This window comes from Sediminibacterium sp. (genome assembly GCF_019264485.1).
Lineage (GTDB): Bacteria > Bacteroidota > Bacteroidia > Chitinophagales > Chitinophagaceae > Sediminibacterium.
Genome location: NZ_JAHVAA010000011.1, coordinates 639341 through 663352 on the forward strand (window position 1 = coordinate 639341; position 24012 = coordinate 663352).

Sequence of the window (24012 nt, forward strand, 5' to 3'; positions counted from 1 at the left end):
ATACGCTACATTTAAGTATATGTAATTACTACACATTGTAAACGATTGCCATGGCCAGCTCAGTACCACATTCTCCTGTCTCTTCAGGATTGATGCCCAAACCCCGTTTATCACTTACCCAGATATTTTTCATGAGTTTTGGATTTCTGGGTGTTCAATTCGGCTTCGCATTGCAAAACGGAAATACCAGTCGTATACTCCGCTCTTTTGGTGCCGATGTAGAACATCTTCCTATGTTCTGGATTGTTGCACCCTTAATGGGAATGATTGTGCAACCCCTGATTGGTCACTACAGCGACAGAACCTGGAACAGGGTAGGAAGACGGAAACCTTATTTTCTGGTGGGGGCATTGCTTTCATCTGCGGCACTTGTATTTCTTCCCAATTCTGGAGCTATGTCATCTGTTATTCCGGCATTATGGATTGGAGCAGGGATGGTGATGATCATGGATGCATCGTTTAATGTAGCAATGGAACCCTTTCGTGCGCTGGTAGCAGATAATTTACCCGATTCGCAAAGAACAAGTGGCTTTGCTGTTCAGACTTTCCTGATAGGAGTGGGTGCTGTCATTGGCTCAGAACTGCCATCCATTCTTGCCAAAAATGGCTTCTCACAGGAAGCCGGTGAATCGGGAGTAGCTGATAATATTAAATATGCGTTTTATATTGGTGCCGCTGTATTTATTGTTGCTATCCTGATAACGGTTTTTTTATCAAGAGAATATCCCCCTGCTGAGTATGAAAAATACCACGGTAAACCAGATGAAGCTTCTCAGAAAGCAGGGATAAGTGAAATATTCAAAGACTTTAAAAAAATGCCCAGAACCATGAAACAATTGGGACTGGTGCAGTTTTTTTCGTGGTTCGCATTATTTAGTATGTGGGTATTTACAACCGATGCAGTAGCTACACATGTATACGGATTATCACCAGATGATGCCAGATCGGTAGCTTATAACGATGCAGGTAATAAAGTAAGTTCTGCTTTTGGTACTTATAACCTTGTTGCTGCTATTTATGCCTTATTTATTCCAATAGTTGCGAAGTTTTTGGGAAGAAAAGGTACGCATGCGTTTTCTCTTATTGCCGGAGGGGTAGGTCTTATTTCCATTTATTTTATTAAAGATCCTTCTATGCTCACCTATTCCATGATAGGGGTAGGACTGGCATGGGCCAGCATTTTAGCAATGCCTTATGTAATACTATCAGGTTCTATTCCTGCCGGGAAACTGGGTATTTATATGGGTATTTTTAATTTCTTTATCACGCTGCCGCAAATTATAAATGGTATTGGTGGTGGATGGATCGTTAAAAATATTTATGGTGGCCAACCTATTTATGCCATCGTACTCGCAGGTTTCTTTATGTTATGTGCGGCCGTAAGTGTATTGTTTGTGTATGATGCAGGCGCCATTCGTATCAGGCAGGAAAAAAAATAAGGTACAGCGTTTATTACTGAATCAAACGGGTATGGTCATGAAAAAATTCTTTTACATAGTAATGTTATTGCTTGTATCAGTATTGGTTAAGGCAGAAGATATTGCTGTATATCCATCACACTGGTTTACAGACATGCAATACAATAATGTACAACTCATACTGAAAGGAAGTGACACTGCATTCTGGCGTTATCGCTTTACCATTACCTACCCCGGGGTACAAAAGCTACGGTCGCACAGGTTCAGCAATGGTAAATATGTGGGGCTGGATATCTCCATCTCTAAAGAAGCAAAACCCGGTGATGTAAAAATAGTCGGTGTATACAATGGCAAAACCATTGAGTTGATATGGAAGCTCAAACCAAGAAGGGCTGGCAGAAATACAATTTTTGCCCAGGGAGTAACTTCAAAAGATTTTATTTACCTGATTATGCCAGACAGGTTCAGTAACGGAGATCCATCCAACGACCAGTTTAATAACCTCTATGATATAAGCAGTAACAGAAAAGATGTATTGCTTCGTCATGGTGGCGATTTAAAAGGAGTACAGAATCATTTATCATACCTGAAAGATTTAGGCGTGAGTACTGTTTGGATGACACCTGTTATTGAGAATAATATGCCACTCAACAAAGAATCAGCAGGGATGATGAGTGGCTATCATGGCTATTGGTTTACCGATCATTATAAAGTAGATCCACGTTTGGGAGGTAATCAGACCTATCGTGAACTCTCTGATGCATTACATGCCAATGGTATGAAGCTGATACAGGATGCAGTGTATAATCATATCGGCTCACATCACTGGATAGCTCAGGAGCCACCATCTCCCGACTGGATTAACCGATGGAATAGCTATACAGGCAGTAACCATAGGGATGAAGCAATTTTCGGAAAATATGCAAGTGCAAAAGATAAACAGCAAATGCTTGATGGTTGGTTTGTACCCCATCTTCCGGATGTGAATCAACGAAACCCATTTGTGGCCAATTTTCTTATTCAACATGCAATTTGGAGCACGGAAGAATTTGGTGTAGATGGATGGCGTGTAGATACCTATAAATATTGTGATGAGGCTTTTCTGAATAAAATCAACGATGCACTTTTAAAAGAATATCCCAGGTTAACCATATTCGGCGAAGCATGGACCAATACGGTTACAGGCAGTGCATATTTCACGCGAAACAATATGAATGTTCCTTTCAAGCACAATGCAGAAGGAGTAACAGATTTTCCATTGAATGCCGGCATCATGGCCACCCTTAATCAACCCTTTGGCTGGACTGAAGGGGCAAATAAATTATACATGACATTGGCGCAGGATATTTTATACCAGCAACCTCTAAGCAACTGTATATTCCTGGATAATCATGATATGGATCGTTTTTATTCTGTGGCAGGGGAGAATATGAATAAGTTTAAACAGGGTATAGGACTACTGCTTACACTCAGAGGTATTCCACAAATGTATTATGGTACGGAAATACTCATGAAAAATTTCAAGAACCCGAGTGATGCGATGGTGAGACTTGATTTCCCGGGAGGATTTGACGGGGATGCCGTAAATAAATTTAATAAAACCGGTAGAACAGCTCAGGAGCAGGAAGCTTTTGATTTTGTGCGGACTCTGGCATTGTTCAGAAAAAAATCTACAGCACTCACTACTGGTAAAACCATGCAATTCCTGCCGGCTGATGGATTGTATGTGTATTTCCGTTATGACGATCGTCAGACCATTATGTGTATTGTTAATACCAGCGATACAAAAAAACAAGTTGTTTTAGCCGATTATGCAGAACGAACCAAAGGCTTTACAAAAGCAGTTGATATTTTTTCAGGGAAAAATTATGGAGAAGCCATAGAACTCCCTGCCCAGGGACTGATGATTGTAGAGTTAACGAAATAGTAACTTGTAGTTTGTATTTGAAGCCATTCTGTTAATCTGCTCATAGAACTACGCCACGGTTATGAAATCCGGCTCGGAGCACTTATATTGCAATCAGCATGACTACATCTATCATCATTACTTTATGTATACTGATATTACTGGCTTATTTATTTGATATCAGTTCGGCGAAAACGAGAATACCTGCGGTTATTCTTTTATTATTGCTGGGTTGGGTACTGAAACAATTAACAGTATTCTTTGCTGTTCCTTTACCTGAACTCTCGTCTCTGTTACCTTTACTGGGTACTGTTGGGTTAATACTGATTGTATTGGAAGGTTCTCTTGAATTGGAACTCAATAAGTCCAAACTGCCATTGGTAAAAAAAGCAGCCGTAGTTTCTTTTTTCCCCCTACTTGCAAGTGCATTGATACTCGCCTGGTTATTCAGTTATTTCGGGGGGTATTCTTATAAACAAGCGCTGGTTAATATGCTGCCATTTGCAATCATCAGCAGTGCCATTGCTATACCCAGTGCCAGAAACCTGAATGGATATAACCGTGAATTTGTTACATATGAAAGTAGTTTATCTGATATCATCGGTGTAATCATTTTTAATTTTGTAATGCTTAATGCAGTCATAGATGCTACTGCTTTTATGCACTTTGGCTGGCAACTGTTGCTGATACTTGTCGTTTCATTCCTTGCTACTGTTGGTCTTTCCTATTTACTCGGGAGAATACAACACCATATTAAGTTCATTCCCATTATGGTAATGGTGATACTTATTTATATTGTTTCCAAGCACTATCACCTGCCTTCACTGCTGTTTATTTTATTGTTTGGAATATTCCTGGGTAACCTCGACGAACTCAAGCGATATAAATGGATTGCAAAACTGAATCCCGATGACCTGAATAAAGAAGTACATAAATTCAAGGAAATAGCCACAGAAGCGGCTTTTGTAATCCGTACTTTTTTCTTTCTTGTATTTGGTTACCTGATAGAGACCAATGAATTATTAAATACAGATACTTTATTATGGGCTGGTATTGTTGTAGTGGTAATCTTTACTATAAGAGCCATTCAGTTGAAAATTGCTAAACTGCCTCTCTTCCCACTCTTATTTATTGCTCCTCGTGGGTTGATCAGTATATTGTTATTCCTGTCTATTTCACCAACTGACAAAATTGGTATAGTAAATAATTCACTGATTATACAGGTCATTATTTTAACGGCATTAATAATGATGGGGGGAATGATGGGCGTGAAAAAAATAAAAGACGAAATACCCGCATAAACTATATCCGATGCATATACGTATTCAAGAGATTGAAATGGGTGCTGCAGAGCCCGGTCAGACGACAAACTTCTTTTCATCTGTCTTGAAATTACCAGTAAAACTGCAGGAAAATACACTAACTGTTTTTGACGGCGGCATACCGGGACTGGATATCAATATTGCAGATCACCTTCCACCTGGTGCTGTGCGTATTAGTTTTTTGACCGACGACCTGCAATCTCTTATTACTATAATTAAAGAACAGCAATTGTTATTTGAAGGTCCTTATGAATCGCACCTGGGTATGTTGGCTATCCGGTTTAAAACACCTGATGGTATTGAAATTGTTGTGAATACGGCTACAGACAGTTCTCCCGGGTGGTTAAAATGTTAAGTCAAATGATCACGCCATGAAATACCTGTTCATACTATGTAGCTGGGTTGTTCTGGGCTCTTTTATCGGACCCTCACCGGGTAAGGGTTTATGGACAGTAGCAGTTGACCCCAGTGGTCGTTTTGCAATAACGGGAGGAGATGACCGGGAACTCCGACTCTACCAGATAAAAGATATGAAATTGCTGAAATCGTTTCCGGTTAGCTCAATGATAAGAAGACTGGCATGGCAACCCTTTGGCCAATTACTGGCGGTTGCTACCAACGATAAGCATATGCACCTGCGTAATATGGTTACAGGCGACTCTGTTTCATTGCAGGGTATTGAATATGGTGGAAGAGGAATTACCTGGAGCTATAACGGAAAATTTCTTGCTGTAACAGATAATCATCTTATTAAAATATTCAATGAAAAAGGGCAGTTGATCAGAATCATTCCCAAAGAAGATAAAACAAGCTATTTTGATATTGACTGGCACCCGTCGAAAAATATATTACTGGTAAGTGGAGATGATATTCGCCTGTATGAAATGAGCGGAAAAAAACTGGCCATCCTCAAACACCGGGAAGAACATACGGGCGTATTGTCTGTTGAATGGCATCCATCCGGACAATTTTTTGTGAGTGGGGATTATGGGCATGATGAGGAAGGCATACCAAGCTTATTACAATACTGGACACCAGAAGGCAAACTGTTCAAAACCATCAAAGGCAGCAAAATGGAATACCGGGATCTGCAATGGAATCAGGATGGTACTTTATTGGCCACTGCCAGTGATAAATTGCGCATCTGGACCAAAGACGGAGCCTTAAAATATGAAGGAGGCAACGGAAAAGAAAACCTTTGGGGCGTGAGTTGGAATGATTATTCAAAAGAACTGGTGACTGTATATTTCACAGGAATTTTAGAAAAATGGAACAACAAAGCTGTTTCTTTGCACCGATTCGAATAGCTAACTAAAAGCCATTATATGAAAAATGCCATAAAAGCTCTTTTTTTAGGGCTATGCACCTGTATTACAGTTCAGTCAGTTTCTGCCCAGGAAATGAATGATACAGAATTAAAAAAATATATCAGGCCTGTAAATGATGCCACCAATCAGATTCTGAAATTAAAACCGCAAATGTTTGAGTACAAAGCTGAATTCAATCGTTCATTGAAATTACCCGCGGGCAGACAATTTGGGTTTGGTATCGAAAATGTTGAAACAGTATTTCCACAACTGGTTAAAAGCCGGACCATTTCTTATACAGCCGGGAAAAATTTGTTCAAACAGGCTTATGTAAAAGAGGTTGAAATGGAGGGATTGATTCCTGTATTGGTAGAGTCGATTAAAGAATTGCAAATACAGATATCTCAATTAAAAGCAGAGTTACAGGCTTTGAAAAAATAACTTTACCCAGCCACATAAAACAACCAGCCCTTCAGCTTAGATTGAATATATTTAGCGTTTCCCGATTCAGGGGTATGCTAAACAGGGCACTATCATGTTGAAACAACAGGAAAACAGGCAACAACAGGCGAAAGTATTAAGGGTGTTCAGAAAAGTGCACAGGATTACCGGGGCATTATTATTTGTATTCTTTTTTATTGTAGCAGTAACGGGTCTTTTATTGGGATGGAAAAAGAACAGTAATGGTTATTTACTGGCCAAATCATACAAAGGATCATCGACGGATACAAAAAACTGGTTATCCATAGACAGTCTCAGCCGAAAAGCCATTCATTACCTGCACGACAGTGTTGATGCAAATTTAACCGGTACCATTGACCGGATTGATTTCAGACCTGAAAAGGGTATGGTTAAAATTCTTTTTAACGATCACTTTACAGCACTTCAACTCGATGCCAGTACCGGTGCATTATTGCATATTGAAACACGTAGGGCCGATTTTATTGAAAAAATACACGATGGGTCGGTGGTAGACCATTACCTGGGTATCACATCGGGGAGCTTCAAACTTTTTTATACCAGTGTAATGGGAGCGGCGTTGCTATTATTTACTGTTACCGGTTTTTGGCTATGGTATGGGCCCAAAAGAATGCGGGCAAGAAAATAAAAAGGAAAGTCCGTGAGTCTGTGGCCGATAGTAATACCCCCAAAACTATACAGCCATATAAACCCCCGGACTTCCCAGTATACATTTCATTCTCACGTATCGGTAAAGTTCCGACTTCAGTTATAGCAAAGAATTCCACAATATTCGTGCCGCTTCTTTGCCCCAGTCCTTCATCGCTTTATTTAAATCAGTTGAAAGTTGTGTCCAACTTGCTTTTTTCCCTTTTTGTGAAGGAGAGAGCTGTGCAGGCGTTGGATCAACCAATTCTACTTTGGTAGCAAACCAGGTAGTATGTAATCTGGGAACGGCCAGCCCGAGTATCATACCAGGCAAACCACTAAAACTTTCCGGGCCGCTGTTAACCATAATCTGGTCTGTATAGAAAGCAACCACATAAACGGAGTCGCAGATTTTAGTGACCGCTTTTTTGCATTCAAAGCCTGCAATAGTGCGTGTTTCATCAGTAATGCGCCATTCGAGCTGGCGTAAACTGTCCTGAATCAGGTAAGTTTGTTCAAATACATCACGTTGCATGGAGATGGTACCTTTATTGATGTCTTTAATGGTAACATCCGATTCGGAAGGCTTACCCATCCAGAGGTATTTATTATCCGGATTTTCTTTGAGTAATCGATACACAGATCTTTCATTATTGAACCGAAGCTCATAATGATCGGTGATCATTTTCGGATAGTTTTTTTTCATTTCAGCAATCCAGGGGCCTTCATTTTCTCCTTCCAACTGACTGTGCTGGTTGTATTTTCTTTCAAATTCAACCCTGCCCGAGCTGATAAACCTGGCCTGTGAAAAACTGGTTGTTGCCGACAGCAGGAATAATAGGATGAATATATTTTTCATGGTTATGATCTGTTTAAAATCCGTTAGTAGGTTTTCCGTTTTTACTGAAATTATAAGCAATACTCAATAACCAGAAACGCTGGATATTCTGCTGAATGGTTTCTGTAATAAAATTGGTGCTGATATTTCTTCTGATATTCTGATTCTGGTTGAAAATATCGTTGATGGCGAGTTTCATTTCCAGCTTATCACTTTTGCCAAAAGTTTTTCCTAGTGAGCTGTTCACGATATAAACATTACTGTTACCAGCGAATACAGAAGTTCTCTGATAAAGGTTTATCTGAGATGAAGTAGTAAATATAAATTTCGCAGGTAATTTAAGTGTCAGATCTGCCCATGAAGAATAAGACCAGTACTTCGTGGTTGCATTGGGGCGAATGGAAGAACTTGAGTGGTTATAACGGGCATCAAAGCTGACATAAAAATTGAATTTCTTTTCCGACCAGTGACTAATACCCAGGTTTATACCCAATGAATTGTTCTTACTGATATTTTCCAGACCATTCACAAAGTTTACAAAACGCGATACTGAAGGGGAAAGACCAAAATTCAGGTTATAAGAAGGGAATAGATCAAATCCATACCTGCTCCACATAGATCCGGTATAATTACCGTTCACGTTGATGGCCTGGTTAATTCTTCTTCCAATACTGTCAATAAAGTTTGCATTGGTAATGGCATTATTGGTAGTACTGAAATTTGCACTCAGGTAAATATTCTTGCTTTTCAGGACTTTGTAATCACTGAAACTCATGTTGAAATTATGCCTGAACTCCTGTTTCAGGTTGGGGTTACCTATGGTGATATTTAATGGATCAATATTGTCAATAAATGGCTGTATCTGCTGCAGACTGGGGTTACGCGTGGTACCATTATAATTCAGGTTAATCCTTCTTTGTTTTTTGGGATTAAATGTAATACCTGCAGTAGGTAGAAAATTTGTAAAACTGATATTTCTGTTAGTACCTTTATTAATATCATCAAGGTTAAACTTCACCGAACCCAAAGAAGCACCACCATATAAACTGAATTTCTTCTCATTTAATCTGAGCGTAAACCCACCAGTATGGTTATTGCTGTTGTAAATAAAATGATTGCTCAATGTGTCAATCATATTTTCATATTTACCACCTGGTGCATTACGCTCGAGTGTATTTCTTTCTGCATCGTTACGATTAAAAGCAAAACGATAATTCAGCTCCATAAAAGTATTCTTCCAGAGCGGTTCTGTATAAGAAAGCCTTCCGTTTACACTGGATAATGCTTCTTTGTTTGTTTTAAACTGATCGAGGTTATCCTGACGAACCAAAGAACCGTTTTTATCGTAAAAATCATTTTTGGCGAAAAGGAACCCGTCATTTGTTTTATCCATGACTGAAAAATCGCCACTGAAGGAAAGGGTACGTCCTTTTTTCTTTAAACGTTTCTGCCATTGTAAGGAACCCAAGAGGTTTCTGTCTTCCCCATCATTGGTAGTGGTACGATCAGACTGGTTAATGATCTGGCCATCTTCACTGATGGCTTTGCCTAAAAAGCTGTTGGCATTCCTGTTGGAAACAATAGATCCTGTTAATGATAATTTTAATGTACTGGTAGAATCAATCCGAAGATCATACTTGCTGTTGATGCGGTTTCTTCTCCTGTCACTCACAAAATTCTGATCCTGCGTATTGATGAAAGTAGTATCAGGTAATATGGTTTGTGTGGTAGTTTGTGTTCTGCCTTTTACATTCAGGTTATTATACTGGTATGAATTATTGATATTGTGTTTGTCCTGGTTCCATTTGTTACTGAAAAGAAAACCTCCGGTAGTAGAAGTAGGCAAACCCTGCCCATATGAAAATTCATCACCACTGCTATACATCATAATTCCTCCATCATCCATTACCTCCATATTGGTATTGTTAGAACCATAGTTATTTCTTTCGTTCCAGTTCAGTGATTCAAACCTGGTATTATCATTGGTGATGTAAGCAGCTAATTTTCTTTTGCCTTTAAATGCGTTCAGCATTCCCTTTCCATATTTATAACGATCAAAATCTGAGCCGGCTTCAATTTTTCCGAAATAACCTTTTTTGGCATCTTCTTTTAACTGAAGATTAATGGTTTTGGCCGTCTGTCCGTCATCAATACCTGTGAAAACGGCCTGGTCACTTTTTTTATCGAACACCTGTACCTTTTCAACGGCATCGGCTCGCAGGTTTTGTGTAACTACTGCTGGGTCATCACTAAAGAATTCTTCGCCATCAACCAGTATTTTCTCTACTTTCTGTCCCTGTGCACTGATCTCCCCCTTTGAATTTACCTGTATACCCGGCATCCTCTTTAACAGGTCCTGTACATTGGCATTGGGACCCACATAAAAACTATCTGCCCGGTATTCGGTAGTATCGCCTTTCATGCGAATGGCAGAAATACGTTGTTTAACAATTACTTCTTCCAGCAAATGCGCCTTGGTGGTTACATAGATATTACCCAGCGTTTTTTGTGGTTGTGCCGACAGGTCGATATCATCCACAAAATCGGCATAATCGGGGTACGAGATAATCATGATATACTTTGTTGCAGGAAGATTGCCAAAGTTGAACTGGCCCTGCTGATCGGTTCTTACAAACTTCACCAATACTGAATCTTTGGGTCTTAATAAAGACACAACTGCATGTTGCAGATTTACTTTATTGGTAGTGTCAACAACCGTACCTTTAAGGGAGGCGTTTTGTGCGTAAACATTTGTAAGGGCAAATAATCCCATTACAAAAAGAAGGGCAGTCAGTTTTTTCATTGTGTTTAGTTGCAGTATTTGATGCCTGATATGGAAAAATCCATAAAAAAAATGTAATAACTAATTATTTAGTCGAAAAATAATGTTAATATTTTTCTTAATCTGATTATGAATGTCTTATGAGCGATAAAACTAATAAGTCAAATGCCACCGATTCAGGTATTCCTGTTAAAGGAGTAGAGAAAGGAGGAAAGGTTGTAAATGAGGATAAAAAATATGAGGAGCTGCATTTTGTGGATACTACTCAGCCTGTATGGAACTATTCTTTGTTCAGCGATACAGATGTACAGAACTTTCAACAGGGTACCCATTATCATTTGTATGATTTTTTTGGTAATAAACAGATTGAAGTATTAAATACACCCGGTACTTATTTTGCCGTATGGGCACCCAACGCTACTTATGTTAGTGTAACAGGATATTTCAATGAGTGGAACAAATCATCACATCCATTAAAAGTGCGTTTGGATAATTCAGGAATATGGGAAGGGTTTATTCCTTATGTGAACAGGGGGGAAGCGTATAAATATCATATTCATGGGTACAAGGGAATTAAACTCGATAAAGGCGATCCCTATGCCCATTTCTGGGAAAAGAGACCTCATACAGCTTCGATTACCTGGCAAACAGATTATGACTGGAAGGATGAAACCTGGATGAAGAACAGATCGAAACACAACGCTTTGGATGCGCCATGGTCTGTATATGAAGTACACCTCGCGAGCTGGATGCGACCCGATAAAAACGATGAAGAATCGTACAATTCATACCAGCAGATTGCAGAACGTATGGTGCCCTATGTAAAGGAAATGGGTTTTACACATGTAGAACTGATGCCCGTCATGGAACATCCTTTCGATGGGAGCTGGGGATACCAGGGAACAGGTTATTTTGCACCAACTTCACGCTTTGGTACACCACAGGATTATGCGGCATTTGTAGATGCTTTTCACCAGGCTGGTATTGGCGTTATTCTCGATTGGGTGCCTTCACATTTCCCTTATGATGCACATGGGTTATTTATGTTCGATGGAACACATACCTATGAATATGCAGACATGCGGAAAGGCTATCACCCCGACTGGAACTCTTATATTTTTAATTACAAAAGGGGAGAAGTAAAATCATTTCTTATCAGCAGTGCCCGTTTCTGGTGCGATCGTTTTCATACAGATGGCATACGGGTAGATGCGGTAAGTTCCATGTTGCGTTTAGATTACAGCCGCAACAAAGGACAGTGGGAGCCCAATGAATTCGGAGGTAATGGTAACCTGGAAGCAATTGCCTTTATCAAGGACCTCAATGAAACATTGTACCGGGATTTTCCTGATATTCAAACCATAGCAGAAGAAGCTACCGACTGGCCCAAAATCAGCCGACCTACTTTTGAAGATGGTTTAGGTTTTGGTATGAAGTGGATGATGGGTTGGATGCATGATACACTTGATTATTTTAAAATGGATCCCATCTTCCGCCAGTTTCATCAGGATAAGTTTACATTCAGCATGATGTATTTCTATGATGAGAATTTTATGCTGCCGCTGAGTCATGATGAAGTAGTACATGGCAAAAGCCCCATGCTATACAAAATGCCCGGCGACGAATGGCAGAAATTTGCCAACCTGCGCATATTATATACATATATGTTTACTCATCCCGGTGCCAAACTCCTGTTCATGGGTAATGAATTCGGTGCTACCAGTGAGTGGAACTATAAAAGTGAGTTGCAATGGGAGCTGCTACAGTTTCAGAGTCATGGCGGCATGAAATATTGTGTACAAAAACTCAATGAACTTTACCGCACCGAACCGGCACTCTATGAGAAACAGTTTTCTACAGAAGGTTTTGAATGGGTAGACCTGAACCACCGCAGTGAATCGGTTATGGTATATAAACGCAAAGGAAAGAAACCCAAAGACGATATCCTCGTCATCCTCAATGTTACTCCTGTTGTTTATCACGACTGGGAGATATATGCACACGGCAAAGAAAAATGGACTGAAATATTTAACAGTGATAACGAAGCCTTCTGGGGAACCGGAGATGTTTATAATCCCGAAATCAGCTCTACCCTGGTCGATAAAGCCTCAAAATGTTACCAGTTAAAAGTTCACCTGCCGGCATTGGGGGCAGTTGTATTAAGATGAGGCCATAAGCCTTGAGCTGCGGGTTAAATACCTGTTACAGTCTGGTAGCCAAAAACTCATGGCTCACGCCTCAAAACTCACAGCTAGCCCCAATTGTAACTTTTTAACTGCCGGCCCGTTACACCCAAAAACAAACCTATCATGAAACAGCTAATCAGTAGTTTATTGGCAGTCACCATGCTTTTTTCTTTTGCCCTGGGGCAGGAAGTGGTATCAGGTGATAATGCGCAGAAAAGAAATGTAGGATCATTCCACGCCGTAAAAACATCAGCAGGCATACAGGTAATATTAACAAAAGGAAGTAAGGAAGAACTGGCTGTAACTGCCAGTGATGCCGATCTGGTTGATAAAGTAAAAACCGTTGTAACCAATGGCGTACTTCGTATTTCCCGCGACAGTGATAACTGGCGTTTCTGGGAAAGAAGAAGAAACTGGAAAGTAGTTGTATATGTGTCGTACACTGAACTCGACGGACTGGAAGCCAGCAGCGGAGGTTCCATACAGGCAAAATCAGTAAGCTTTGATAAACTCACAGCCGATGTAAGCAGCGGTGGAACAATCAGCTTAACAGGATCGGCCAGATCATTGTCTGTAGACGGCAGTAGTGGCGGTATCTTCCGTGGTTACGAACTGGCGGTCACCAATTGTAAAGCTGATGTAAGCAGTGGTGCAGGGGTACAGGTAACAGTTACCAAAGAAATTTCTGCTGAAGCCAGCAGTGGGGGCTATGTTCGTTTTAAGGGAGAAGGACTGATACGCGATATAAATGTAAGTAGTGGTGGATCAGTGAAAAGACAGAGCGATAAATAATCAGGTAGTTGATAGTCCATGGTCCATAGTAGATTCCTGCTATGGACCATGGACTATCAACTATGGACTTCTTCTCTCATCCACAGTTTATGCACAAAAAAATCGAGTAACAATTTCTTTACAATTTAATCATTGTTCGGTTATGTAACTGTGGTCACTTGCGCTAAATAATTTGTATGAAAACAACATCTTACAGCCTGCTCGTAAATGCAGCGGGGCAATTATTACAGCAGCATGCATTTGATCATTTGTCGGATGAAAAATTATCGCGAATGAACAGTTGTCTGCATAAACTCGGTTGCCAGCCTGTTTCAGCGGATTTGCGTTCAATTGAAACAGAGTTATTGAATTATTGCAGGGAAGCAAACTTGTATGTTGAAACCACAACGCCACAATCATTGCATCAATGGTATGCAGCCATGAGTTGTTTTGGTGAACCCATTATGCCTTTGCTGGAAGAGGCAGAATAAGACGGAAACAAGTGCCTTTACCGGCTTCGCTCCATTTTACAAATAACTTACCATTGTGGTATTCTTCCATGATGCGCTTGCTCAGCGGTAATCCAAGTCCCCATCCTCTTTTCTTAGTAGTAAAACCTGGTTTGAAAACTTTATTCAGGTGTGTAGACTGAATACCTTTACCGGTATCAGTTACATCAATCATCAGACCTTCGCTTGTTATATGCGATTCTATTCGAATGGTTCCTTTTCCTTCCATTGCATCCAGTGCATTTTTTATCAGGTTCTCTATTACCCAGTCAAATAAAGGAGCACTTAGCAGTGGGTTTACTGGCAGTGTTGCTGGGTAAAACTCAAACTGTACCTGCGCACCCGAACGCTTTTTCATATACGTAATCATCTGCTCAATCTGTTCATAAGGATTACCCGGTTCCAGTTTTGGTTGGCTGCCTATTTTGCCAAACCTGTCTGTAATGAGTAATAAACGGTTTACATCTTTTGTGATCTCGGGTATAATAGCTTCATTTTCTTTTTTCTGTTTCAATATTTCCAGCCAACCTTCCAGGCTGGAAACAGGCGTACCTAACTGATGTGCAGTTTCTCTGGCCATAGATGCCCATAACTGGTTTTCGGCACCACGGTAATGCGACTGCACCGCCATGATGGCGATGGCAATAAAAAGTGCTACAATAACCAACTGTATCAGCGGATACAGTTTTACTTCTTTTAATAATTTACTTTGTCCATAGTAATAATGATTGGCTGTATATGGACTGTCTTTAATGACGAGTATAATAGGTTTATCATTATACCTACGGAACTCGCTAAGTTTATATTGTAGATAACCCGGATCAGCCTGAACAAAATTACTGTCGAGGTTAAGATAATTACCGGTGATACTGTCTTTTTCGTTGGTTTCGAGAATGGGTATCTCTTTGTTTTCGAATGAAATAAAAGTAGCAAGATTTAAGCTGGCGGTGTCAGGTGTATTCAATATGGTTCGCTGTGCTTCAGCCCAAACGGTAACATATTTTCTTTCTTCTGTAGCGATTTTACCCGCTACGTACTGTGAATAAAAAATGGTACCACTCACCAGTATAATGGCAATAACAACCAATATAATCCGCCAGTTGATACGCATGGATGGTTTTTTGATGAAGATAGGAAAAACTGGAATGGGGTGGTGAATGTTGAATCGTCAATCGTGAATGGTCAATAGTGAATATAATCGTACCTATTCACTATTGACCATTCACCTCCTGCCAGCAAAAAGGGAACCTTTCAGTTCCCTTTTGTCGATTGCTTGCTTATTGTTTCTTTTAGGATGCTTAACTAAATAAGCCACCTTTTTTCAGCGTTTTTACACCTTCGCCAATTTTAAAACCATTATTATAGATTTCAATTTTATAATTGCCGGTTTGGTATTTCTCAGCCTGCTTCCAGTCGAAACTCACGGGTGTTACTTTACCTTGTTCGTAGTTAACGGTAACCTTGCTGGTATATATCTTCTCGCCATCTTCACGGGTAATAAATTTCGTGCCTTCAGAAATCACTTTCCCATCAGGGGCCGTTACGCATACGTAAATGTCTTTACTGCCACTTGCTGCAATACGGTTAGGATCGAGTACAAAGGAAATGCGCATCAGATCGGCACGTTTAGAAGTGCTGGTTGTTTTTTCCTTTCCACTGCTACGTACATCAATGGCAGTTATACCAATATTAGATGCATGCAGAGTAGAAGCAACGTCTACTTTATCGTCAAGTTCTTTCTTAGTAGCACTGAGGTTTTGCTGCAGGTTTTCTTTTTCAGAAGTCAACTGCGTTTTTTCAGTGCTTAGTTGTTCATTGGCAGCTGTAAGCTGCTTATTCTCCCCCTGCAGTTTCTCTATTTCGGCAAATAAACCATCAATCTTGCCATTCATTTCACTGATCATTTGTTTGGCTTGTGCAAGTTCTGCATCAGAAGCATTCTTACGCTTCAGGATATTGCTGATACTACCTTTCAGTTTCTGGATTTCAGAACCACGGTCTGCCAATGCTCCCTGTAACTGGATATTATTCTGTGTCAGCGAATCAGCTTTGGCAGAAACTTCCAGGAACTCCTGCTGAATGGCATTACGCGCACTGTCAACATTGGTAATCCTGGTTTCTAACTGACCAATGGCTTCCTTGGTCTGGCTTTTATCATAGAAGATATAGGCCCATGTGCTCAATAAGGCGAAAATCAGAATACCGTATATTACTTTACGGTTGTCTTTTTGCTGTGGTGCAGCGCTTGGATCTGGGGTGTTGAAGCTACTCATAAAATGAAATTTTCAGTTAACGGATTTTTTTAAAATTTTCTTATGCTCAAGGACCTGTTATTGCTTGATATTGAAACAGTACCAGCCTGTTCATCCTTTACCAGTATGGATCCGGACTGGCAACGCCTATTTTGCGACAAAATATCTAAAACCGTGCCAGAAGGTACGGATCCGGAAGAATCTTACCGAAAAAAAGCCGGAATACTGGCCGAATTCGGTCGGATTATCTGTATCTCCACTGCTTTTTTTCATGCAGATGAGCAGGGGCAATGGCACCTGAAAATGAAGAGTATGTATGGGGATGATGAGGTAGAAATACTGAGGATTTTTACGCAATTATGTGAGAAAATGCAACTGGCCAACCCTCATTTTCAGTTTGCAGGGCATAATATCCGGGAATTTGATATACCCTATATCGGTCGCCGGATGCTCATCAATAACCTGTCTTTACCTTTCTGCCTGCAATTGCAGGATCGCAAACCATGGGAAGCAAAAATGTTTGATACCCTCAGCTGGTGGAAATTTGGTGACCACAAAAACTACGTTTCGCTCGATCTTTTGGCCCATGTTTTAGGCATACCCAGCTCCAAAACCGATATGGATGGCAGCATGGTTCAGGATGTATATTATATCGATAAAGACCTAAAACGGATCGTAGCTTATTGCGAACGGGATGTGGTGGTAACGGCCAATATTATTCTTCGATTCCTTCAGCAACCCATACTAAAGCCCGAAAATATTATAGTGGTAACTGCCTGATGGCAATATTCCGGATAAACAGGCGTTGTAAAATTGTGAATGGTCACTCGTGAATAGCAACAATTCATTCACGATTCACGATTGACCATTCACGATGTTCATAACTAAACCAGCAATCATTTTTTAAATCCTTCATCAACCATCATCTTTGCACCCATGTCGGCGGAGAAGATTATAACAGAATGGAAAAAGGGGCATTTTAAGCCCATTTACTGGCTGGAAGGCGAAGAGTCTTATTTCATTGACCAGGTGGTAAATCATGCCGAGCATAATATACTCCCTGAATCGGAAGCAGGGTTTAATCTTACTGTTTTTTATGGCAAAGATGCCGACTGGGCAGCGGTGGTTAATGCCTGCAGGCGTTATCCCATGTTTGCGGAAAGACAGGTTGTCATCCTGAAAGAAGCACAGCAGATGCGGGATATTGATAAGCTAGAGCCTTATATTGAAAACCCACTCAGTTCAACTGTTTTTGTAGTAAGCTACAAGGACAAAAAAGTAGATGGTCGCTCCAAACTGGCCAAAACCCTGAAAGCAAAAGGGGAAATGCTTACCACCAAAAAAATGTATGATAACCAGTTGCCCGAATGGACCATGGATGTGGTAAAAAAACATGGATTAACCATTAACCAGAAAGCATTGATGTTATTGGTTGATCATGTAGGCAATGATTTGAGCAGGATTGAAAATGAAATTGAAAAACTGGCCGTCAATTTGTCAAACAGAACCAATATTACTGAAGACGATATTGAAAAATACATTGGCATCAGCAAGGAATTTAATGTATTCGAATTACAGGAAGCCATCGGAAGAAAAGATCTGTCGAAAACCATTCGTATCATTCAGTATTTTGAAGCCAATCCGAAAGCAGCACCCATACAACAGGTTTTGCCTGCATTGTATAATTATTTCAGTAAAGTATATATGCTGTTTGGATTACAGAATCCCGATGAAAAAACAGCAGCAAGCACAATAGGGGTGAACCCCTATTTTGTTAAAGATTATATCAGTTCTGCACGTAAATATGAATACACAGGTGTAGAGCGTGTATTGCTTCTCCTGCATCAATATAACCTGCGCAGCGTAGGCGTTCATGATGCCGGTACTTCAGATGCGGGTTTAATGAAAGAAATGGTGGTGAAAATGATGAACTAAAGGTTTTGTTATAGTGGGTTTTGTAAGTTACTCGAGTGAGTAGTGATTGGTTGGAACTGAGTACAAATTTCCTTTCAATCTTTAATTTCCAAACCTGCCTGACACTAAAAGGTAATCGCTGCCAGCGCATCTTTTTTATCCTGTGCCAATTGGGCTTTTAATGCTTCCAGACCGTCAAATTTTACTTCACTGCGTAGTTGTTGTAATACATGTATACGGAGATGTTCTCCATAAATAGCAGTATCGAAATCAAAAATATTTACTTCAATAACCCTTTTCTTGCCATCAACAGTTGGGCGGAGGCCAATATTCATCATACCTCCATAAATGGTGTCATGACTGCCGACTATTTCAACTTTCACCGCATATACACCATTCTCAGGAATCAGTTTTTCTTCACTGCCAATATGAAGATTGGCAGTTGGATAACCAATGGTTCTGCCGAGTTTATTGCCCTCTACTACCAGTCCCTCAAAAAAATAAGGGTAACCCAGTGCTGCATTGGCCGTATTGATATCGTTTTCTGCAATGGCTTTCCTGATTCGTGTAGAACTAACCGCAATCTCATTGAGTAATTGCTCTGTAATTTCTTTTACACTAAACCCTAATTGCCTGCCATAGGATTCGAGTAACTGGTAATCTCCTGTTCTGCCTTTGCCAAACCGATGATCGTAACCGATAATAATTGTATGGGGTTTGAAATATTTGCAGAGAAAATCTGTGATATACTCATCTGCAGACTGATTGGCAAAATGATGATCAAAAGGAACCACTACCAGGTGGTCGATACCTGCTTTTTCAAGTAATATTTTTTTCTCAGCCAGTGTAGTGAGCAGTTTTACATCACCGGGTACAGAGGAAACAATTTTTCGGGGATGAGGGTGAAAAGTAATAATAACGGTTTCGCCATCAATTTTTGCTGCTTCTTCTTTTAGCTGACCCAGTATCTGCTGATGCCCTTTATGTACACCATCAAAAGTGCCAATGGTAACCACAGCATTACGAAATTCGGGTAAAGAACCTGCCAGCTCACGATGTACTTTCATAGCGATGGCGAAGGTAGGAAAAACAGCAATGTAAGCTGCAGGCTGCAGGCTTAAAGCCGCAAGCGTTTAAAATTCACGATCTGCCATCTGTGATTCCCAAATCCACCTTTCAACCCTTACCTTTGCAGCCACGCGAATCAGCGGGGCCGCCAATTTTCAAATTTTCAAATTTTCAAATTAACATGTCTCTCTATTCCCAACGTGGTGTATCAGCCCAGAAAGAAGAAGTCCACGCAGCTATTCAAAAGCTCGATCAGGGATTGTATGCACATGCTTTCTGTAAAATATATCCTGATTTTCTTTGTAATGACGAGGCTTTTGTAAACATTATGCATGCCGACGGAGCAGGTACCAAGAGTATACTGGCTTATCTGTACTGGAAAGAAACCGGCGATGTGAGGGTATGGGAAGGTATTGCACGAGATGCCGTAGCCATGAATCTCGATGATTTATTATGTATTGGTGTAACAGATCAGTTATTATTCTCATCTACGATCGACCGAAATAAACTCAGGATACCCGGGGAAGTATTAGAGGCTGTCATTAATGGAACACAGGCTTTTTTTGATCAGTTAAAAACCTATGGGGTCAATATACATTATCTCGGAGGCGAAACTGCCGATGTAGGTGATGTGGTTCGTACGATCGCCGTCAATGGAACGATGACCAGCCGCTGGCCCAAAGAAAAACTCATTACCAATGAAAAAATTGCTGCCGGAGATGTAATTGTAGGTTTTGCCAGCGCAGGTAAAGCAGTGTATGAAGAAGAATACAACAGTGGGTTGGGTAGTAATGGATTGACCAGTGCCCGTCATGATGTACTCGAAAAATATTATGCTCAGCAATATCCCGAAACTTTTGAAACATCATTGGCTGATGCGGTTGTGTATATCGGAAAAAATAAGATGACGGATACCTTACCCATAAAGGGTTTTGGTGATTTGCAGGTGGGTAAATTACTGTTGAGTCCAACACGTACTTACGCTCCACTGGTAAAACAATTACTCGATCAGTATTTTGGGCAGATTCATGGTATGATACATTGTAGTGGGGGCGGACAAACAAAATGTATGAAATACCTGCCGCAGCCATTCAAAATTGTAAAAAATAACTTGTTCGAAGCACCGCCCATTTTTAAACTGATACAGGAAAATTCGGGTGCTGATATGCGTGAAATGTACCAGGTTTTTAACATGGGGCACCGGCTTGAAATATTTACTGATGCCACAACAGCCAATGCCATGATTGGTATTGCTGAAAAACTGGGTATCGAAGCAAAGATTGTAGGAAGGGTAGAAGCTGCTCAGCAGGCAAGCCTTCATCTGTATAGCACAGCAGGCGAAATAGTTTATGAATATTAACAGGATCAAAACCTGTTGATCCGTATTTTTGAATAAGACCACTGAAGGTACTTGTAGAAATTGTAAATTAGAACCATGTCAGAAACAGTTGTATCCATACATAATGCCAAAATTTATCAGGGGGGCAGTCTTATTTTAGAAGATGTAAATTTCTCTGTAAATAAAGGTGAGTTTGTATATCTCGTTGGTAAAACGGGTACAGGTAAAAGCAGCCTGTTAAAAACATTGTATGGTGAATTACCCCTTACAGAAGGAAGTGCATCGGTAGTAGGTTTTAACCTGCGTGATATGGACTGGAAAAAAGTACCTTTTCTCCGCAGAAACCTGGGTGTGGTGTTCCAGGATTTTCAATTGCTTACAGACAGGAATGTACATGAAAACCTGCGTTTTGTATTAAAAGCCACAGGCTGGCAGGATGAAAAACTGATTGAAGAGAAAATTAATGATGTATTAGATAAAGTAGGCCTTAAAAGCAAAGGTTTTAAGATGCCTTTTGAAATGAGTGGTGGCGAACAACAGCGTGTAGATATTGCCCGTGCTTTACTGAATTCACCCAAACTCATTCTTGCCGATGAACCAACCGGGAACCTCGACCCCGAAACCAGTGATGAAATCATGCAATTGCTCATCCAGATCGCCCGCGATTATGGTACCGCCGTTATCATGGCCACACACGATTTTATTGTCATCAACCGTTACCCATCGCGTATTTTAAAAACAGAAAAAGGCAAGGTAATGGATAGCGCAGCGATGTGAGCAGGGGCTAAAATTCAAAAGCCAAAATTCAAAAGTAAGAAAGCAATAAGCTTGTTTAATTGGCTACTCTGTCCGCGTCAGAGACATCTAGGCGACTTAAAAATGCTAATCATTTTTAAATTTTCAAATCCTCTCAAAAGGGGTCTATCGTACAAATTTCACTCTCTTATAATCGAGGCCAAATCCACCCCACCTGCATTTTTGCATTTCTTTCATTATTAAATAAACTGTTGGTAAGTAACTTTCTTTGTTCCGTTTCTTCTCTGGTGAAGGGCTGCTCAAAAAGTGTTTCGGTTTTTTCAATAAAATCCTCAGCGCTATCAGCAATATGGCAAGCCGATTCAAGTCCTGAATGTTTTACAGTAGCCTCATTTACCAGACAGTGCCGGCCATTAAAAATGGCATTTACAAGTTTTATTTTAATGCCAGTGTGTGTGTAGGAAGGGAGTATGTTGATTTGTGCTTTGGCAATCATGTCCTGCATTTCTCTTTCAGAAGGGTTGGCAACAAGACAGGTATGTCCCATACTATGTGCCAGTTCTTCGAGTTTTTCAGAAGGATTATACCCTGCAATGACGAGTGGAATATTAATCTTGCTGAATACTTTATCGAGTAACCAGATGGCTGCTTTTTCGTTGACATCCACACTCAGATCGCCATGATAAAGACAATAAGTTCCGGTACCCTGTTTTTCTTCAATTACCCAGTTATTGGGTATGTACAAGGGTAGTTGTTCAATATTGGTGGCACCAAATTCATGTTGATAGGTATCATCATCTGCTGTCGTCATTCCCCAGAAAATGGCTTTGGAGGCAATTTTTCGTTCATACGCTCTCAGCATGATACTTTCTCTCTTGTAATAGAGCTTTCTGAAAGCAGAACTGGCCTGTGCACAGAGATCGTTGTAGTATTGATATTCTACATTATGAAGCCTTACAAAACAGTCGCGTTTGCTGAAACGGTCATCCATAAGCGGGTAGGTGCAGTGAACACCTTCCATCATGATGGGATAATTGTCTTTCAGGAGGTTTTGAAGCAGTTCCTCATTCTTTCGCGAAGCAACGATATAAGGAAGAGAAGTAGAAATACCCTTATGTCCTGTGAATCGCTGGTAATATTGAACTGAGGTGCAATATTCATTGAGTGCCGGTTGTTCGCCACGGCCATAATCAAAACAATGCAGGTGAATATGTATACCTTGTTCTTTTAAAGCCTTTAGTTTGTAAAACACATCATAAAGCCCTCCCTGGTTGGCAGGATAGGGAACGGTGTAAGATATGATGTGCAGGTGTTTTTCCATCAGGCTAATTCCTCGTAAAAACGGATAAGCTTAAGCGACTCATGCTCCCAATTGAGTACAGAACGTGCTTTCAGGGCGTTTTGTTGTAAGCCTTTATAAAGAACAGTATCGGCAAGCAGTTTGTTCAGTTCCCTGGCAATTGTATGGCTGTCTGCTGTTTTAATAAGATGTGCGAAGCCAAATTCATTGTTAATGTCCCTGTATTCGGGATAGTCAACGCATAACTGGGGGATACCTGCCATCATATAGTCAAAAAAGCGGTTGGATAATGATTGGTACTGATTAAGTCCCTTTTCATCAAAAAGGGTGAGTCCGATGGTGGCTTTCATAGTAATATCTCTTAGTGCGTCCGGCTTCATATAACCTCTCAACTCAATTTTATCCTCCAGTTGATACTGCTTTATAAGCGCTTTTGTTTGTTCATAGTAATTACCCTTGCCACATATAACCAGTTTGGCATTTACCTCAATCATGGCCGGGATCAGTGTATCAAAACAGCGGCCTTCATTTACAGCTCCCTGGTATAAAATATAATTATCCTTTTCAATAGTTTGTAAGGGGTATTCCGTTGGGAGGTTTCGAATTATATCATATTGAACATCATGTCGTTCCTGCAGCCAGTTAGCAATAAATTGATTAACGGTATAGCCTTTTCTAAATCTTTTCACTGCAAATTGTTCGATCCATAACCAGATCTTTTGTATCTGTGGTCTTCGTATAATTTCAAATTGCTCGCTAAATAATTCATGTGCATCATACACCCGGATTTGTCTCTTCAGTACCGACGAAAAATAACAGGGCAGAATGGTATCAAGATCAATGGCGCAAATGCAATCTGCCTTATGCCATAAAAGAAAAAAGAAAAGCCTGATATTATACTCGATATAAAAAAGAGGCCCTTTTTCCCAAAAGCAAGAAAGCCTTTGTTGCTTAAATGATTGGGCGGATAACTTTTTTGAATCTTTCCGTACTCTTCCTACCAGTAAAACCTGGTACCCGTTGCTGCTTAGCGTACCTGCAATACGGTGCATACGCTGGTCATAATTCAGGTCGTTGGTAACTGTAAAAATTATCCGCTTCAATTACTGTACTTAAGCAACAAATATACAGTCAGAATAACCGGAACTGACAGGCTGAATAAAATGATTTTTTAAATCGAATTAATCTTCTTAACTATTTTATTATCAATTATTTGTGATGGTTTTTATTTTATTCA

21 protein-coding genes are annotated in these 24012 nt (G+C 40.2%); 14 read left to right on the plus strand and 7 right to left on the minus strand.

Annotated elements, in window-relative coordinates:
* Window positions 1-131: 131 nt before the first annotated feature.
* The 7 genes from KXJ59_RS09015 to KXJ59_RS09045 all read left to right on the plus strand — a co-directional run bounded on the left by KXJ59_RS09015 (window position 132) and on the right by KXJ59_RS09045 (window position 7061).
* A complete protein-coding gene (locus KXJ59_RS09015; RefSeq protein ID WP_295203497.1) occupies window positions 132-1439 on the plus strand; it encodes an MFS transporter in 1308 nt (435 codons plus the stop codon).
* A 37-nt stretch (window positions 1440-1476) separates the two neighbouring features.
* Window positions 1477-3345 carry an alpha-amylase family glycosyl hydrolase gene (locus KXJ59_RS09020; protein ID WP_295203499.1) on the plus strand — a complete coding sequence of 623 codons (1869 nt, stop codon included), beginning with the start codon at window positions 1477-1479 and terminating at the stop codon, window positions 3343-3345.
* Window positions 3346-3443: 98 nt separating this feature from the next.
* Window positions 3444-4625, plus strand: a complete 1182-nt coding sequence (locus KXJ59_RS09025; protein WP_295203502.1) for a cation:proton antiporter — start codon at window positions 3444-3446, stop codon at window positions 4623-4625.
* Between the two features lie 10 nt (window positions 4626-4635).
* Window positions 4636-5001, plus strand: a complete 366-nt coding sequence (locus KXJ59_RS09030) for a VOC family protein (RefSeq protein WP_295203503.1) — start codon at window positions 4636-4638, stop codon at window positions 4999-5001.
* A gap of 16 nt (window positions 5002-5017) precedes the next feature.
* A complete protein-coding gene (locus KXJ59_RS09035; RefSeq protein ID WP_295203505.1) occupies window positions 5018-5953 on the plus strand; it encodes a hypothetical protein in 936 nt (311 codons plus the stop codon).
* Between the two features lie 18 nt (window positions 5954-5971).
* Window positions 5972-6394: a tail fiber domain-containing protein gene (locus tag KXJ59_RS09040; protein ID WP_295203508.1), complete on the plus strand. Its 423-nt coding sequence runs from the start codon at window positions 5972-5974 to the stop codon at window positions 6392-6394.
* A 94-nt stretch (window positions 6395-6488) separates the two neighbouring features.
* On the plus strand, window positions 6489-7061 hold the full coding sequence (locus tag KXJ59_RS09045) for a PepSY-associated TM helix domain-containing protein (protein ID WP_295203511.1): 573 nt from the start codon (window positions 6489-6491) through the stop codon (window positions 7059-7061).
* A gap of 120 nt (window positions 7062-7181) precedes the next feature.
* On the opposite strand, the gene KXJ59_RS09050 is transcribed toward KXJ59_RS09045, so the two are convergent.
* Both KXJ59_RS09050 and KXJ59_RS09055 read right to left on the minus strand, forming a co-directional pair.
* Window positions 7182-7919 carry a GLPGLI family protein gene (locus KXJ59_RS09050; RefSeq protein ID WP_295203514.1) on the minus strand — a complete coding sequence of 246 codons (738 nt, stop codon included), beginning with the start codon at window positions 7917-7919 and terminating at the stop codon, window positions 7182-7184.
* A 13-nt stretch (window positions 7920-7932) separates the two neighbouring features.
* Complete coding sequence (locus KXJ59_RS09055) at window positions 7933-10701, minus strand: outer membrane beta-barrel family protein (RefSeq protein WP_295203516.1); 2769 nt, start codon at window positions 10699-10701, stop codon at window positions 7933-7935.
* A gap of 119 nt (window positions 10702-10820) precedes the next feature.
* Between KXJ59_RS09055 and glgB the strand changes: the two genes are divergently transcribed.
* The 3 genes from glgB to KXJ59_RS09070 all read left to right on the plus strand — a co-directional run bounded on the left by glgB (window position 10821) and on the right by KXJ59_RS09070 (window position 14128).
* Window positions 10821-12848, plus strand: coding sequence for a 1,4-alpha-glucan branching protein GlgB (gene glgB / locus KXJ59_RS09060; RefSeq protein ID WP_295203519.1), 2028 nt, complete (start codon window positions 10821-10823; stop codon window positions 12846-12848).
* A gap of 141 nt (window positions 12849-12989) precedes the next feature.
* Complete coding sequence (locus KXJ59_RS09065; protein WP_295203521.1) at window positions 12990-13658, plus strand: DUF2807 domain-containing protein; 669 nt, start codon at window positions 12990-12992, stop codon at window positions 13656-13658.
* Between the two features lie 176 nt (window positions 13659-13834).
* A complete protein-coding gene (locus KXJ59_RS09070) occupies window positions 13835-14128 on the plus strand; it encodes a hypothetical protein (RefSeq protein WP_295203524.1) in 294 nt (97 codons plus the stop codon).
* Here the strand turns inward: KXJ59_RS09070 and KXJ59_RS09075 are convergent.
* Window positions 14100-15257 (minus strand): HAMP domain-containing sensor histidine kinase, encoded by a 1158-nt coding sequence (locus KXJ59_RS09075; RefSeq protein WP_295203527.1) that lies wholly within the window; start codon window positions 15255-15257, stop codon window positions 14100-14102. The genes KXJ59_RS09070 and KXJ59_RS09075 overlap by 29 nt on opposite strands.
* 187 nt (window positions 15258-15444) lie before the next feature.
* Entirely contained in the window at window positions 15445-16419 is a 975-nt protein-coding gene (locus KXJ59_RS09080) for a hypothetical protein (protein ID WP_295203530.1), read from the minus strand.
* 42 nt (window positions 16420-16461) lie between these two features.
* Here KXJ59_RS09080 and KXJ59_RS09085 point away from each other — a divergent pair, with 42 nt between their 5' ends.
* Together KXJ59_RS09085 and holA are read left to right on the plus strand one after the other, a co-directional pair.
* Window positions 16462-17178 carry a ribonuclease H-like domain-containing protein gene (locus tag KXJ59_RS09085; RefSeq protein WP_295203533.1) on the plus strand — a complete coding sequence of 239 codons (717 nt, stop codon included), beginning with the start codon at window positions 16462-16464 and terminating at the stop codon, window positions 17176-17178.
* A gap of 156 nt (window positions 17179-17334) precedes the next feature.
* Entirely contained in the window at window positions 17335-18333 is a 999-nt protein-coding gene (gene holA / locus KXJ59_RS09090; RefSeq protein ID WP_295203536.1) for a DNA polymerase III subunit delta, read from the plus strand.
* Between the two features lie 104 nt (window positions 18334-18437).
* On the opposite strand, the gene KXJ59_RS09095 is transcribed toward holA, so the two are convergent.
* Window positions 18438-19379: a bifunctional riboflavin kinase/FAD synthetase gene (locus KXJ59_RS09095; RefSeq protein WP_295203538.1), complete on the minus strand. Its 942-nt coding sequence runs from the start codon at window positions 19377-19379 to the stop codon at window positions 18438-18440.
* Window positions 19380-19561: 182 nt separating this feature from the next.
* Here KXJ59_RS09095 and KXJ59_RS09100 point away from each other — a divergent pair, with 182 nt between their 5' ends.
* Both KXJ59_RS09100 and KXJ59_RS09105 read left to right on the plus strand, forming a co-directional pair.
* A complete protein-coding gene (locus KXJ59_RS09100; protein WP_295203541.1) occupies window positions 19562-20740 on the plus strand; it encodes an AIR synthase related protein in 1179 nt (392 codons plus the stop codon).
* Window positions 20741-20815: 75 nt separating this feature from the next.
* Window positions 20816-21496: an ATP-binding cassette domain-containing protein gene (locus KXJ59_RS09105; RefSeq protein ID WP_295203543.1), complete on the plus strand. Its 681-nt coding sequence runs from the start codon at window positions 20816-20818 to the stop codon at window positions 21494-21496.
* Window positions 21497-21662: 166 nt separating this feature from the next.
* On the opposite strand, the gene KXJ59_RS09110 is transcribed toward KXJ59_RS09105, so the two are convergent.
* Both KXJ59_RS09110 and KXJ59_RS09115 read right to left on the minus strand, forming a co-directional pair.
* Window positions 21663-22796, minus strand: a complete 1134-nt coding sequence (locus KXJ59_RS09110) for a glycosyltransferase family 4 protein (protein ID WP_295203545.1) — start codon at window positions 22794-22796, stop codon at window positions 21663-21665.
* Complete coding sequence (locus tag KXJ59_RS09115; protein ID WP_295203547.1) at window positions 22796-23878, minus strand: glycosyltransferase family 4 protein; 1083 nt, start codon at window positions 23876-23878, stop codon at window positions 22796-22798. The genes KXJ59_RS09110 and KXJ59_RS09115 overlap by 1 nt, the downstream gene beginning before the upstream one ends.
* Window positions 23879-24012 lie beyond the last annotated feature (134 nt).

Excerpts from the sequence above, each read along its gene's own strand:
- KXJ59_RS09015 (WP_295203497.1), top strand. The coding sequence starts at position 132 with ATGAGTTTTGGATTTCTGGGTGTTCAATTCGGCTTCGCATTGCAAAAC.
- KXJ59_RS09020 (WP_295203499.1), top strand. The coding sequence starts at position 1,477 with ATGAAAAAATTCTTTTACATAGTAATGTTATTGCTTGTATCAGTATTG.
- KXJ59_RS09025 (WP_295203502.1), top strand. The coding sequence starts at position 3,444 with ATGACTACATCTATCATCATTACTTTATGTATACTGATATTACTGGCT.
- KXJ59_RS09030 (WP_295203503.1), top strand. The coding sequence starts at position 4,636 with ATGCATATACGTATTCAAGAGATTGAAATGGGTGCTGCAGAGCCCGGT.
- KXJ59_RS09035 (WP_295203505.1), top strand. The coding sequence starts at position 5,018 with ATGAAATACCTGTTCATACTATGTAGCTGGGTTGTTCTGGGCTCTTTT.
- KXJ59_RS09040 (WP_295203508.1), top strand. The coding sequence starts at position 5,972 with ATGAAAAATGCCATAAAAGCTCTTTTTTTAGGGCTATGCACCTGTATT.
- KXJ59_RS09045 (WP_295203511.1), top strand. The coding sequence starts at position 6,489 with ATGTTGAAACAACAGGAAAACAGGCAACAACAGGCGAAAGTATTAAGG.
- KXJ59_RS09050 (WP_295203514.1), bottom strand. The coding sequence starts at position 7,919 with ATGAAAAATATATTCATCCTATTATTCCTGCTGTCGGCAACAACCAGT.
- KXJ59_RS09055 (WP_295203516.1), bottom strand. The coding sequence starts at position 10,701 with ATGAAAAAACTGACTGCCCTTCTTTTTGTAATGGGATTATTTGCCCTT.
- glgB (WP_295203519.1), top strand. The coding sequence starts at position 10,821 with ATGAGCGATAAAACTAATAAGTCAAATGCCACCGATTCAGGTATTCCT.
- KXJ59_RS09065 (WP_295203521.1), top strand. The coding sequence starts at position 12,990 with ATGAAACAGCTAATCAGTAGTTTATTGGCAGTCACCATGCTTTTTTCT.
- KXJ59_RS09070 (WP_295203524.1), top strand. The coding sequence starts at position 13,835 with ATGAAAACAACATCTTACAGCCTGCTCGTAAATGCAGCGGGGCAATTA.
- KXJ59_RS09075 (WP_295203527.1), bottom strand. The coding sequence starts at position 15,257 with ATGCGTATCAACTGGCGGATTATATTGGTTGTTATTGCCATTATACTG.
- KXJ59_RS09080 (WP_295203530.1), bottom strand. The coding sequence starts at position 16,419 with ATGAGTAGCTTCAACACCCCAGATCCAAGCGCTGCACCACAGCAAAAA.
- KXJ59_RS09085 (WP_295203533.1), top strand. The coding sequence starts at position 16,462 with ATGCTCAAGGACCTGTTATTGCTTGATATTGAAACAGTACCAGCCTGT.
- holA (WP_295203536.1), top strand. The coding sequence starts at position 17,335 with ATGTCGGCGGAGAAGATTATAACAGAATGGAAAAAGGGGCATTTTAAG.
- KXJ59_RS09095 (WP_295203538.1), bottom strand. The coding sequence starts at position 19,379 with ATGAAAGTACATCGTGAGCTGGCAGGTTCTTTACCCGAATTTCGTAAT.
- KXJ59_RS09100 (WP_295203541.1), top strand. The coding sequence starts at position 19,562 with ATGTCTCTCTATTCCCAACGTGGTGTATCAGCCCAGAAAGAAGAAGTC.
- KXJ59_RS09105 (WP_295203543.1), top strand. The coding sequence starts at position 20,816 with ATGTCAGAAACAGTTGTATCCATACATAATGCCAAAATTTATCAGGGG.
- KXJ59_RS09110 (WP_295203545.1), bottom strand. The coding sequence starts at position 22,796 with ATGGAAAAACACCTGCACATCATATCTTACACCGTTCCCTATCCTGCC.